Source organism: Methylobacterium sp. E-012 (genome assembly GCF_057836545.1).
This window is the reverse complement of the sequence record NZ_JBYQEY010000001.1, coordinates 953,948-966,496: the sequence shown is the minus strand read 5'-3', so window position 1 is coordinate 966,496 and position 12,549 is coordinate 953,948. Positions and strand designations below refer to the sequence as shown.

Genomic DNA, 12,549 nt, shown 5'->3' with positions numbered 1-12,549 from the left:
TTGACACGGCCTGGACCCAACCCGGCCATCCGACTCGGGTCGAACGAAACCCGAAAGCAGTCGTTCATGCGGGACGCGGAATACCTTGATGTACGCTGCCCTGTACGAGAGCCCGTTCCGGGATGCTTAAGCCGGAACCATGAGAAGCGCCCCCACCTTCATGCTGACACCCGCAAGTCCGTTGGATCCAAACCCGGCGCCTCCGGCGGCGGGGCATGCAGGTTCGATGGGGCTAGGACGCGCCAGTCGGTTCGGATGCGCCGTCCCTCCGCGATCCGCACCGTGAAGCCTCGCTCGTCGAAGAACTCGAGGAGCGGCATGGTCATGTTGCGACCGATACCGGCCGTCTCGCGGAAGCGCCCGACGGTCAACAGGCCTTCGGGATGCTGGCGCGCCACGGCATCCGCGATCCGCGCCAGTTCGGCGACCGCCTCCGGCAACGCGTAGTAGTTCTTCGAGATGCGCTGGAGCCAGCCGAGGCGGCCGGCCTTGTCGAGGAGATGGCGGAGATCGTCCGGTTCGCGGTCCAGGCGGTCTGCGAGGACGGTAACGCGGGGCTGGTCCAAGCCCGCCTCCTCCAGCACGGCGCGGACGCCATCGTAGACGACGGCGTCGGCCGGACGCAGGCGCGCCGTGTGGCCGGGCAGGTGCAGGAGCGAGCCGCGCTGCAAGACCTGCTGCGTCCGGACGAGGCCATCGAGGGCGGCTGGGAGGGCCGGACGGTCCCCGGCCTCCAACGTCGACGCGATTTCGTCCCGCGTAAGCCCGGGGTTGTCAGGCTGCGCCATGTGGGTCCGGGCGAGTTCGGACATCACGCCCGCGGCCAGTGCCGCGACCCGCTCGCCTTGGAAGGCGAGCCGCGGGCCATCCTCTGCCACGACCGCCCCCGCCTCGGCGACGAGTGCTTCCAGCTTCGCCACGGGCAGGTTGCGCAGGCGCGCGAACCGAGCGAGGTCGATCCCGGGCCCGGAGGTGTCGAGGAGCCCCCGGAGCGCCCGACCGTCGTCCGCGGTGTCGAGGGCTGCGACAACAGCCCGGCGTTCCAGCGTCCAGGGACCCCGGCGCGGTCCCTCCACGTCGATCACGCGACCGCCCCCGAGCGTGCGCGCGGCCGAGACGTCGCGCAGGACGAAGCGGTCCCCGGCGAGGGCGCCGACCTCGCGGTCGAGCGTGATCACCGCCTGGGCGGACGCGCCGGGCTCGACCGATCCGCTCCCGGGAAGCAGCAACCGTCCGGTCACCGCGGCCGCGCCGAGATGGAGATGCACCGGCGTACGGTGGCGCAGGGGGCGAACCTCGTGCGGCAGCACGCGCACGGAGACGTCGAGGCGGGTCGCCGGCCCGTGCAGGTCCGGCGCCAAGATCCACGTGCCCCGGCCCACATCGTCGAGCGAAAGGCGAGAACCAGCCAGGTTCAGGGCGCAGCGCTCCCCGGCGCACGCGGTCTCGGTCACCGCATCGTGGACGCGCACGGCGCGCACCCGGACCTCGCGCGCGCTTGGCGAGACGAGGAGCCGGTCGCCCACCCGCACCGTGCCCGCGTGCACCGCCCCGGTCACGACCAAGCCGGCACCGGGCACGGTGAAGCGCCGGTCGACGGCAAGGCGGAAGCCGCGATCCGCACCTGCCGGGGCGTGGGAGCCCGCCGCAGCCTCCAGCCGACGGGCGAGATCGTCGATGCCCGACCCCGTCAGCGCGGAGCAAGCGACGACCGGCGCCGCGGCGAGCCCGGTTCCGGCGAGGAGGGCGTGGATCTCCGCGGCCACCGCCACGACGCGCTCTGGATCGGCGCGGTCGGACTTCGTCACCGCGACGACGCCGCGGTCCAGGCCGAGAAGGTCGAGGATGGCAGCGTGCTCGCGCGTCTGCGGCATCACCCCGTCGTCGGCGGCGACCACTAGAAGCGCGCAGGACACGCCGGTGGCGCCCGCCACCATGGTGCGCACCAGGCGTTCGTGGCCCGGCACGTCAACGAAGCCTAGCGGGACCCGCAGGCGACCGTTCCTCGGCGCGTAGGCGAAGCCGAGGTCGAGGGTGATGCCCCGGGCCTTCTCCTCCGGCAGCCGGTCGGCATCGACCCCCGTCAACGCCTTCACTAGGGCCGTCTTGCCGTGATCGATGTGCCCGGCGGTCGCGACGATCATCTTGTCCCTCGACCGAGCGGCATTTGACGCGAAGGACCGGCGCGGGTCACCCCGCGCCGGCGTTTACTTCAGCCCGAAGGCATCAACCCTTGATCCGGGTCTCGGCGAGTTCGGACATGCAGGTGTCGTAGGGTGTGAACTCTACCCGGTCCGACACCGCGAACAGGGTGAAGGGCGAGTACAGGAACAGGGCCTTGGCCTCGTCCTGCAGGTAGCGCTCCACCTCGCGCACCACCCCCTCCGTTTCGGTCTCCGGCGTATGCAAGAGCTTCTCGTAGAGGGCGTCGAACTTCGGATCCTCCGGACCCTGGCGCAGGGTCGCGTCACGTCCGAAGAACTCCCGGTGCACGCAGGCCACCGGATATTGCGGCGTCCAGTCGAAGTACCATTCGAGCTTGACGTCGAACTCCGCCGGCGGCTCATCCTTGGCGCTGACGAAGCGGCAGCCCATGCCGACCTTGGCGAGGCACTGGCCGATGGCGTCCACCACGCCCTTCCAGGCGGGCGAGGCGACGAAGACCAATTCCCGTCCCCCGAGGCCCAGGCCGTCGAGCGTGCGCTTGGCACCCTCGGGGTCGTGCGGCATCGGCTTCATGTCCGGGTCCGCTCCGTAGCGCCCGGGCTGGATGAAGGCCGGGATCACCGTGCCGTAGCCATGCGCCCCGTGCTCCAGCACGAAGGCCTGGTCGATGGCGAGGTTGAGCGCCCGGCGGGCCTCCGGGTTGCGCCAGGGCGTGTCCGGACGGTTCTCGTTGAAGACGCCCGTCAGGATCGTCTTCGCCTTCTTCGTCTGGATCCTGCCGTGCTCGCTTGCCGGGAAGGCGTGCGCCTCGTCCGGCGTCAGATCGAACACCACGTCGACCCGGCCGTCACCGGCCGCGACCGACTTGATGCCCTCGGCCTTGCCGATGACGTTGTCGTAGACGATCCGGACCGTCGGCCTGCGGGCCGGGTTCCAGTACGTCGGGTTGGGCTCCATGACCACGCGGTCGGAGCGGCTATCGATGAGCGAGACGCCCTCGGTGAGCACGAACGGGCCAGTCCCCCACGGACCAGGCGCGTCGATCACTCACCAATGACCTTCTGCCGACCCCGTCTTCGGGTCGACGAAACCCCACTCATTCCAGAAGCGCGTCGACGGCAGGTGCATGCCGCGCAGCTTCATCAGCGCCGCAGAATCACCGCCGGGGAAGCGCATGCGGATGGTACGGTCGTCCACCGCCTCGCAGGTCACGTCCCGGGCGAAGTTCAGGAAGGCGCCCGGCGGGTGCGGGTTGGTCCATTCTTGGACCTTGTCGAACCCGAGCTTGAACATCGCGGCGTTGAAGGGCTCGCCGTCCTGATAGACTGCGTCCCGCATCTTGAGTTCGAGGATCTCGCCATCGAGCCAGCGCCAGCTCTCGGCGAGGCTCGGCTGGCCGATGCCGTCGTGATCGACGCGGTTGGCCTCCTCCATCGTGTTCCAGGTGATGGAGAGCCAGTTCACCGGCGACGGATCGACCACCGTCACCGTATGGTGGGGTCCCCAGGGCTGTCCGCCCCCCGGGTCCCCGGTCGCTTGCGCGTCCATATCTCCTCCTCGTGTTCGACCCGCATGGCGTGCGAGCATCGTCCGGCTCATCGCGAGCCGACAGCATGGAAGGCACCTGCAGTTGCGCATGGCCCTCGATTGGTCCGCGTGGGTCGTCGGCCAGGCCGGCGTCGAACCCTCGCGGTTTCAGTTCGCCCACTCGGGGCGCATCATCCGCCCACCTGCGCGCGGTGCATTCTCAGCCCGTTGCGGCGACGCGGTCAGCGAGATCCTTCAACTCCTGGCGCAGGTCGGCGAGCTCGCGGTCGCCGAGGCCGGTACGGCAGACCACGGCCTGCTGTGCCGTCGCGACTTGGTCCTCCAGCAAGCGGCCCGCCTCCGTCAGGGCGACGAGGACGATGCGCCGGTCCGCGGCGCGGGTCCGGATCACGAAGCCAGCCGCCTCCAGCCGGTCGACCAAGGGCGTAATCGCGCTGGACGTGAGTTGCAGGCGGGCGGCGAGGTCGTGCACTGCCGTCACGCCATCCTGCCAGAGCGCCAGCATGACGAGGTACTGCGGGTAGGTCAGCCCGAACTCGCCCAGTAGCGGCCTGTAGGCGCGCACGACCGAGTTCGTAGCGGCGTAGAGGGCGAAGCAGAGCTGGTCGTCCAGCCGCAGGCCGCGTTGCTTCGTCGACGTTGCCACTGGCCGCTGCTCCATTCAGACTTTAATCATTCACGCGTGAAAGACATTGTCAACGGGCTGTATCTTGTGCGGCGGGAAACGCGCCTAACAGGCCTGCCTTTCCCGCTCTCTGAGCGTCCGCATCCGCGAAAAGTCGCCCGAAAGCGGACCGGCGCCTATCCACCCTTGGCAGACCTTCAGGTTGCGTATGCGAGTATGAGCGGCGGCTCACCTGAATGGGTCGCTCGGAGGCCGACATGGTTAGGCTCGCGGTTCGAATTTTGGCGAGCGCCCTCATACTCATCGGGCTCGGCACCGTCGTGGGGTTGGGTCTGGCCTTCACTGCCAGGCGAACCGTCTGCGCCGGACAACCTGACTGTCGTCGCCTCGCCAGATGGTTCATTCAGTGTGGTCCTAGCGTCCTGGAACGGTGGCGGGGCTATCGCGCCCTTCTGCTACAACCGCGTATTCGTCGTCCCGGCGGCGGTATCGAACGACCGCCTAGCGGACGACCAGAACCTCGTGTTCGCAGGCGCGTGCGCGACCTTCGAGGACCATTCCAGTGCGCCCAACTTGACTTGGCGTGGGCCGAACGCGCCTCAAGTCAAGTTCTCGACACTGGAGACCGCAAGCGCTCCGGCAACATTGCGCCTGCGCCATCTCGCTGCAGGTGGCCAGGTCGAAGTGGAGTTCGAGGTAGGTCACTAGGCTCTGAAAGTCCGCTTTCCGCCCGCAGCGGCCATCCCGGTTCCGACCCAACCCGGTCACAGGAAATGATCGGCGCGGCTCCCCAAAGCGGACATTCCCATCGGAATGGAAGGTGTAGTGCAAAAGAACATATACTCAAACACAAAGACGTTGATTGGTCCTGGATCAATCTATCTGTATGCACATCGAGTAATATTTAAGAGCTATCTCTCGTATTAAAGAATTATACTGCCCGGGCAGTTTCGGGACAGTCCATCGAATACTTCGCTGATCCCAAAATTTAGACCGGCTGCGGAAGCCGAAGATTGACTTGCAGCGAGGGGTCGGAGCGGAACAGAGTTTTCAAGAAGTCCGAGACCGCCCTGATGCGGGGCGAGAATTGCAGGTCGGTGTGGACGTTGAGCCAGAGATCTCGGGTCGTCGACAAGTCATCGTGCAGTACCGGGACCAGAAGGTCGCGTCCGGCAACCGCGAAGCTCGGGAGGAGGACGATGCCGAGCCCACCGGCGGCCGCCTGCTTCTGCGCGATCATGCTCGTCGAGTGGAACACGGTACGCCGATCCGCGATGATCTCGTCGAGCCACCGCACGCAATCGACCTGCACGAGGTCCTCGACGTAGGTGACAAAGGCGTGGCGCTCCAGATCCTGGATGGATCGCGGCGTTCCCGCTCGGTCGAGGTAGCCCGGTGAGGCGTAGAGCCCGAGCCGGAAGCGGCCAATCCGGGCGGAGACGAGCGCCTGCCCAGGCGGCTTGAAGAAGCTCAGGAAGAGGTCGGCCTCCCGGCGGTTCACGTAGACTGTCTGGGGCGATGTCAACAACTCGACGGTGAGGTCGGGATGCGTTTCGTGCAGGCGCACGAAACGCTCGGCGAGGTAGAGGGAAGCGATGCCCTCCATCGTCGCGAGCCGAACGCGGCCCCCGGCCTGTCCAGAACCGGGAGTGACTTCCTCCTCCATGGCGATAATGGCGCTCTCCACCCGCTCCGCATGGCCGAGCAGTCGCTGACCGGCCTCACTCAGGCGCAGGCCGGATGGCACGCGCTCGAATAGGGAGACGCCGAGCGCGGATTCGAGATGCGCGATGCGGCGGCTGACCGTCGATTGATCGACCCTTAGCCGCTTGGCGGCACCAGCGAGGCTGCCGCCGCGGGCGGCATGGACGAAGACCTTCAGGTCATCCCAATCGAGCTGATCGAGGGCACGCATGAGCCTGCGCGGCGCAAGAGTCGCGCCACCTCGGCGGCTCGGGATGCATGCAAGGGTGCTTGCGGATTTGCCCGCTTCAAGCGGCGGCCACGCTGCCTAAGCTCGGCCGGGAAAGGGCATCCCATGCATCCCCGCTTCAAGGCCGCCGCCATTCACGCAGCCCCCGTCTTCCTCGACGCGAAGGCGACGACGGACAAGGCGGTCTCGCTGATCCACGAGGCGGCCAGGGCCGGGGCGGCCCTCGTCGCCTTCCCGGAGACATTCATCCCGGCCTTCCCGATCTGGGCCGCTCTGGCAGCGCCGATCGACAACCACGACCTGTTCGCCCGCATGGCCAACCAGTCGGTCGTGATCGACGGGCCGGAGGTTGCCCTCATCCGCGAGGCCGCGAAGGCTGCGGGGATCGTCGTCTCCATCGGCCTGAGCGAGCGTTCGCCTGTGAGCGTCGCCTGCCTGTGGAACAGCAACCTGCTGATCGGCGAGAGCGGCGACATCCTCAACCATCACCGCAAGCTCGTCCCGACCTTCTACGAAAAGCTGATCTGGGCGGCAGGCGACGGGGCGGGCCTGAAGGTGGTCGAGACCTCCATCGGCCGGATCGGCCAGCTCATCTGCGGCGAGAACACCAACCCACTCGCCCGATACAGCCTGATGGCGCAGGGCGAGCAGTTCCACATCTCGTCCTGGCCGCCGGTCTGGCCGACGCGTCGACCGTCGGGCGGGGGCAATTACGACAATCTCGCCGCCAACCGGCTCCGGGCGGGCGCCCATTGCTTCGAGGCCAAGGTCTTCGGCCTCATCACCGCCAGTGTGCTCGACCGCAAAGCCTTTGACACCATCGCCGCCTGCGATCCCCGCGCCGCCGAGGTGCTGGAAGGGACCCCGCGTGCGGCCTCGTTCTTCCTCGATCCGACCGGTTCCCAGATCGGCGAGGTGCTGCAGGAGGAGGGGATCCTCTATGGCGAGATCGATCTCGCGGCCTGCATCGAGCCGAAGCAGTTCCACGACGTGGTCGGCTACTACAACCGCTTCGACGTGTTCGACCTCACGGTGAACCGCCGCCGCCTCGCCCCCGCGGCCTTTCGCGATCCCGGTTTCGCCCAGCCGCCGGCGAGTGTTCCCGCGCCTGTTCCCGGCGACGGCGCATGACTTGCTGAGCGTTGCCTCGACCCCTGCCCGAGCGGAGATGTGCTATAATGTTCGACCGTCGCAAGCTGCTCCTCGGGGGCGCCGCCGGACTGATGCTGCCGAGCTTGGCTCGCGCGCAGACGCCCGCCGCGATCGGCACCTTCCCGGAGGGTGTCGGCGCCGACTCCGTCTTCGTCGGCCTGACCATGCCGCTGACCGGCGTGTTCTCCGGTGACGGGAACGACCTGAAGCTCGGCTACGAACTCGCCATCGCGCAGATCAATGCGGGCGGGGAGATCCCGGCCGCCTGGGGCCTCAAGGGCAAGGGCGTGCTCGGGCGCCAGATCCGCTACAAGGTCGCCGATACAGAGGGGAAACCCAACGTCGCGGTGCAGGCGGCGACGCAGTTCATCCAGCGGGACAAGGCGATCCAGTTCTCGGGCTCAGTGAGCAGTTCCGAGGCTATCGCCCTCGAAGAGCTCGCGAGCCGCGACAAGGTCCTCTACATGGTCGGTATCGCCGGCTCGAACGACGTCACTGGCAAGAACTGCCAGCGCTACGGCTTCCGCTCGCAGCAGAATGCCTACATGGCGGCCAAGGCACTGGCCCCGGTAGTCGCCAAGGCCCTCGGACCCAAGCGCAAGATGGCCTTCCTGGTGCCGGACTACACCTACGGCCAGACGGTCTACGATTCCTTTGCGAAATTCGCCAAGGAGGCGGGCTGGACGCAGGTGCTGAAGGAGACCGTGCCGCTCGGCACCGCCGATTACAGCTCGGCTCTCCTCAACATCGCCAATAGCGGCGCGGACGTCTTCGTGAACATCTGCTTCGGGGCCGATGCGGTCGCCTCGACCAAGCAGGCCGAGCAGTTCGGTGTCCTGTCGAGCATGAAGCTTGTGGTGCCGAACCTGTCCTCGTTCCAGGACAAGGAGCTGGGTGCCGAGCTGATGCAGGGCGTCTACGGCTCCTGTGATTTCTGGTGGACGCTGGAGGACCGCTATTCACTGGCCAAGACCTTCGTGGCGAGCTTCTTCGAGAAGAACAAGTATCACCCGCGTTGGGGCGCGCACATCGCCTACATGCAGACCTATCTCTGGGCGCTCACCGTCGAACGCGTCGGCGGGTTCAACCCAGTCGACATCACTAGGGCGATGGAAGCATCGAAGAGCCAGCCCTACGACTCGACCATCGGCCGCGTCTATTACCGCGCCGAGGATCACCAGATGGTTCGGCCGATCCCTATTCTGAAGGGCAAGGCCCCCGGCGCGATGAAGGGGCCGGAGGATTTCTACGAGATCGTCGACCTGGTCGAGGGCGAGGCGGTGATGAACCCGCCCGACCTGTTCGGCTGCAAGCTCGGCCCCTACACCTGAGACCGTGCCGATGCCCAGTACGGCGGTTCTTCTCTCCCAAGCGTTTAATGGCTTTGCCCTCGGGAGCCTTCTGGCGCTCGTCTCCAGCGGGCTCACCATCATCCTGGGCACGCTCGGCGTGCTCAACTTCGCCCACGGCGCGCTGTTCGCCGTGGGGGCTTACACAGCCTTCGTGATGATGTCGGCGACGCATTCCTTCCTGCTGGCGATGCTCGGTGGCTGCGCCGTCATGCTGATTATCGGCTGCGCGATGGAGCGGCTGGTGATCCGCCACTTCTACGCGCGGCCGGACGAGGACCAGATTCTCGTTACCTACGGCATTGGCATCGTCCTCGTGGAGGCCCTGCGCGCCTGGTTCGGCGGCAACAGCCAGCGGGTACCCGTGCCGTCCTGGGGCGTGGGCGCGACGAAGCTCGGCTTCCTTGTCTACCCGACCTACCGCCTCCAGCTCATCGGCATCGTCGCAGCGCTGCTAGTCGGCCTCTATCTCGTCCTCTACCGGACGGCGATCGGCCTCGTGGTGCGGGCGGGCTTAGAGAATGCCGGCATGGTCGGCATCCTGGGCATCGACGTGCGCCGCACCTTCCTCCTCGTCTTCGCCATCGGCATCGTCGCGGTGGGGCTCGCGGGAATGCTCTACGCCCCGGTTGTCTCGGTGACCCCCGACATGGGCGCGAGCTTCATGGTACAATCCTTCGTGGTCATCGTTCTGGGCGGGCTCGGCTCCTTCCCCGGCGCGGTGGTCGGCGGACTTATCGCCGGCGAGGTCATCAGCCTGACTAGTGCCTTCAGCTCCGCCTATTCCGAGGTGATGCTCTACGGCCTCATGGCCCTCGTGCTCGTCGCGCGCCCGCAGGGGCTGTTCGGCACGGAGGGCCGCGTGTGATGGCCCGCGTCCTACGCCGCTTTCTCCCGGAACTGGCGCTTGCCGCCTTCCTCGTGGTGGCGCCGGTCCTGTTGCCGCCGCTCGGCTTCTCGCACGACCTGCTCTCCCGGGCGCTCAACTGGGCCCTTTTCGGCCTCGGTCTCGATATCCTGTTCGGGCTCGCGGGCCTTCTGTCCTTCGGGCAGGCGGCCTTCTACGGGACGGGCGGGTTCGTCGCCGCCACCCTCCTCGTCTCGGGTGCGGTGGGAAGCGTCTGGCTCGCCCTTGTGGCCGGGACGTTGTCGGCGGGGCTGTTCGGGCTCCTCGTCGGCTGGCTCGCCGTCCGGCGCATCGGCATCTATTTCGCCATGATCACCCTGGCCTTCGGCCAGATGGCTTACTTCTTCCAGAACTCACCGCTCTCGGACTGGACCGGCGGCGAGAACGGCATAGCCGGGGTGCCCCTACCGACGATCGGCTTCGGGGCAAGTGCGGTGCGGATCACCGCCGGGCTGCCGATGTACACGCTGCTTGCGGTCACCTTCCTCCTCGGCTTCGTCCTGGCCCGCCGCATCGCCCGCTCGCCCGTCGGGCTGATCCTACGGGCAGTGAAGGAGAACACCGCCCGCGTGGCGATGCTTGGCCACGACGTCCCGGCCTACAAGCTCGCGGCCTTCACCATCGCTGCCCTCTATGCCGGGCTTGCCGGGGCGATGCTCGGGCCGTTCCAGAGTTATATGCCGCCGGATGCCTTCGCTCTGGAGACCTCGGGGCAGCTCGTGGTTCAGACCATCGTCGGTGGCGTCGGTACGCTGGTCGGACCCTTCGTCGGCGCGGCCTTGTGGCTGTGGCTGCGCGACAATCTGCAACTCGTTCCCGGCCTTGGCCCCCTCTGGAAGCTCGTCCTGGGGCTCGCCTTCATCGGGCTCGTCATCGGCTTGCGCCGGGGCATCTGCGGCGAGATCCTGCATCTCTGGAATCGCCGCCGGGAGGCCCTTCGCCTGTACGCGGCACAGGCCCGGACCGAAGCCATCGAAGCGACGGGCGAGGCGCGGCCAGCCGCCATCCCGGCCGAGATCGCCCTTCCGATGCCGCGCCCGGCCGTGGATGGCCGGAGCGCGTATGCGGAGATCGCCCTGGAGGCGCGGGGGCTGGCCCGGCACTATGGCGGCCTGAAAGCCGTGGACGGCGTCAGCTTCATCGTGCGCCGGGGCTCCATCCACGCGGTGATTGGGCCGAACGGGGCGGGCAAGAGCACTCTGTTCAAGATGCTTTCCGACGAAGTGAGCCCCAGCGCGGGCGAGGTGCTGCTGTTCGGCGAGCGGCTGACCGGAGGCGGGGTGAGCCGGGCGGCCCAGCGGGGCATCGCCAAGAGCAATCAGCTCAACCAGCTCTTCCTGGACCTCACGGTGCGGGACAACCTGCGGGTGGCGGCGCTGGCGCGGGCGCGGGGCGGCTTCCGCCTGGATCTCATCGCCCCCGCCGACGGACACCTCGAGGTGGAGGCGCAGGTCGCGACCCTGATGGACCTTCTCGATCTCGGCGAGCGGGCTGGCACCCCGGCGAGCGTCCTGGCCTATGGCGAGAAGCGACGGCTGGAAATCGGCATGGCGCTCGCCACCAGCCCGAACGTGCTGCTCCTCGACGAACCCTTGGCCGGCATGAGCCTGTCGGAGCGGGCGGCGACCTGCGCTCTGATCCGGCGCATCGCGAAGGCTTGCACGGTCGTCGTGGTCGAGCACGACCTCGACGCGATCTTCAACCTCGCCGAGCGGATCACCGTGCTGTGTGAGGGCCGCCTCCTGGCCGACGGCCCAACCGATTCCGTGCGCCGGGACGCAGCCGTCCAGCGCGCCTATCTCGGTGCCGGCCCGGCGGAAGCCGGTGCCACAATGGGAAGCGCCGCATGAGCCTGCTCGAAGTCCAGGGGATCGACACCCTCTACGGCGATTCCCACGTCCTATTCTGCGTTTCCCTGCGAGTGGAGGAGAACGAGGTCGTGGCCCTGCTCGGCCGCAACGGCGCGGGCAAGACCACGACGCTGCGCACCCTCATGGGCGTGCTCAGCCCCAGGAAGGGCACGATCCGCCTCGACGGCCAGCCGATCCATGGGCTCCCGCCCTCGAAGATCGCTCGTGTTGGCATGCAGTTAGTGCCGGAGGAGCGCGCGGTGTTCGGCGGCCTGACCGTGGAGGAGAACCTCCGCGTCGCGCGCCTGACCGCCCCCAAGGCGTGGCCCCTCAATCGGATCTGGGAGATCTTCCCCCGGCTCAAGGAGCGACGCACCTCGCGGGGGCGCACCCTCTCGGGGGGCGAGCAGCAGATGCTCTCGATCGCCCGCGCCCTGGTCCGCGACCCGCGCATCCTCCTCCTCGACGAGCCCTTCGAGGGGCTGGCGCCGCTGATCGTTCAGGATCTGATCGTGTTGACGAAGCGTCTGGCCGCGGAAGGGCGCACGATCGTCGTGGTTGAGCAGAACGTAGCAGCGGTCCTGAGCTTCGCCGACCGGGTTTACGGCCTCAACAACGGCCACGTCGTCTACGAGGGGCGGGCCTCCGCTCTCCGGACAGATCCCGCTCCGATGCGGGACTTCATGGGCTTGGCGCCGTAAGCGAGACCACAGACATCGCCTCGATGCGGCTGCTTACATCGAGCGATCACCGCTTTGGTTCGCCGATCGGGTCGCGGTGATGCAGCAGGGCCGGATCGTCGAGACGGGTCCAGCCGCTGCGATCTTCGCCGCGCCCGAGCACTCCTACACCCGCGGCCTCGTGGCCTCGATGCCGGGCCGCAGCCTGTTCGGCGGGCTCGACGCGTCGGCGCCCGAGGCGCTGACCGCCTGAGCGTGTCCGCCGGTTCAGCAACAAGGGCCGGCAGCACCGGCACGGATGATGCAGCAGCCGTGTGTCTTTCGAGGCGCCTGCAACTC

9 protein-coding genes and 1 pseudogene are annotated in these 12,549 nt (G+C 67.7%); 6 read left to right on the top strand and 4 right to left on the bottom strand.

All coding sequences use genetic code 11. The features are described from left to right. Nucleotides 1-158 precede the first annotated feature (158 nt). From selB to AC3IF1_RS04465, 4 genes and pseudogenes are all read right to left on the bottom strand, one after another. The gene (gene selB / locus AC3IF1_RS04480; RefSeq protein WP_489216152.1) at nt 159-2,144 is read right to left on the bottom strand and encodes a selenocysteine-specific translation elongation factor; all 1,986 of its coding nucleotides are present in this window, start codon (nt 2,142-2,144) and stop codon (nt 159-161) included. Between the two features lie 82 nt (nt 2,145-2,226). After that, nucleotides 2,227-3,600, bottom strand: a pseudogene (locus AC3IF1_RS04475) (ABC transporter substrate-binding protein). A 313-nt stretch (nt 3,601-3,913) separates the two neighbouring features. Continuing rightward, nucleotides 3,914-4,360 carry a MarR family winged helix-turn-helix transcriptional regulator gene (locus AC3IF1_RS04470; protein ID WP_243969426.1) on the bottom strand — a complete coding sequence of 149 codons (447 nt, stop codon included), beginning with the start codon at nt 4,358-4,360 and terminating at the stop codon, nt 3,914-3,916. Nucleotides 4,361-5,327: 967 nt separating this feature from the next. Continuing rightward, complete coding sequence (locus AC3IF1_RS04465) at nt 5,328-6,254, bottom strand: LysR family transcriptional regulator (RefSeq protein WP_489216151.1); 927 nt, start codon at nt 6,252-6,254, stop codon at nt 5,328-5,330. 123 nt (nt 6,255-6,377) lie between these two features. Here AC3IF1_RS04465 and AC3IF1_RS04460 point away from each other — a divergent pair, with 123 nt between their 5' ends. The 6 genes from AC3IF1_RS04460 (at nt 6,378) to AC3IF1_RS04435 (ending at nt 12,463) form a co-directional block, all read left to right on the top strand. Beyond that, a complete protein-coding gene (locus AC3IF1_RS04460) occupies nt 6,378-7,403 on the top strand; it encodes a carbon-nitrogen hydrolase family protein (protein ID WP_243969409.1) in 1,026 nt (341 codons plus the stop codon). 44 nt (nt 7,404-7,447) lie between these two features. Beyond that, on the top strand, nt 7,448-8,755 hold the full coding sequence (locus AC3IF1_RS04455; protein WP_409564827.1) for an ABC transporter substrate-binding protein: 1,308 nt from the start codon (nt 7,448-7,450) through the stop codon (nt 8,753-8,755). Between the two features lie 10 nt (nt 8,756-8,765). Then, on the top strand, nt 8,766-9,641 hold the full coding sequence (locus AC3IF1_RS04450) for a branched-chain amino acid ABC transporter permease (protein ID WP_489216150.1): 876 nt from the start codon (nt 8,766-8,768) through the stop codon (nt 9,639-9,641). Next, nucleotides 9,641-11,530 (top strand): branched-chain amino acid ABC transporter ATP-binding protein/permease, encoded by a 1,890-nt coding sequence (locus AC3IF1_RS04445; protein ID WP_243969403.1) that lies wholly within the window; start codon nt 9,641-9,643, stop codon nt 11,528-11,530. Before AC3IF1_RS04450 ends, AC3IF1_RS04445 begins: the two co-directional genes overlap by 1 nt. Further along, nucleotides 11,527-12,231, top strand: a complete 705-nt coding sequence (locus AC3IF1_RS04440; RefSeq protein WP_243969401.1) for an ABC transporter ATP-binding protein — start codon at nt 11,527-11,529, stop codon at nt 12,229-12,231. The genes AC3IF1_RS04445 and AC3IF1_RS04440 overlap by 4 nt, the downstream gene beginning before the upstream one ends. Before the next feature lie 76 nt (nt 12,232-12,307). Further along, nucleotides 12,308-12,463, top strand: a complete 156-nt coding sequence (locus tag AC3IF1_RS04435; protein WP_489216149.1) for an ABC transporter ATP-binding protein — start codon at nt 12,308-12,310, stop codon at nt 12,461-12,463. The last annotated feature ends 86 nt before the right edge of the window (nt 12,464-12,549 follow it).

Excerpts from the sequence above, each read along its gene's own strand:
- selB (WP_489216152.1), bottom strand. The coding sequence starts at position 2,144 with ATGATCGTCGCGACCGCCGGGCACATCGATCACGGCAAGACGGCCCTA.
- AC3IF1_RS04465 (WP_489216151.1), bottom strand. The coding sequence starts at position 6,254 with ATGCGTGCCCTCGATCAGCTCGATTGGGATGACCTGAAGGTCTTCGTC.
- AC3IF1_RS04460 (WP_243969409.1), top strand. The coding sequence starts at position 6,378 with ATGCATCCCCGCTTCAAGGCCGCCGCCATTCACGCAGCCCCCGTCTTC.
- AC3IF1_RS04450 (WP_489216150.1), top strand. The coding sequence starts at position 8,766 with ATGCCCAGTACGGCGGTTCTTCTCTCCCAAGCGTTTAATGGCTTTGCC.
- AC3IF1_RS04445 (WP_243969403.1), top strand. The coding sequence starts at position 9,641 with ATGGCCCGCGTCCTACGCCGCTTTCTCCCGGAACTGGCGCTTGCCGCC.
- AC3IF1_RS04440 (WP_243969401.1), top strand. The coding sequence starts at position 11,527 with ATGAGCCTGCTCGAAGTCCAGGGGATCGACACCCTCTACGGCGATTCC.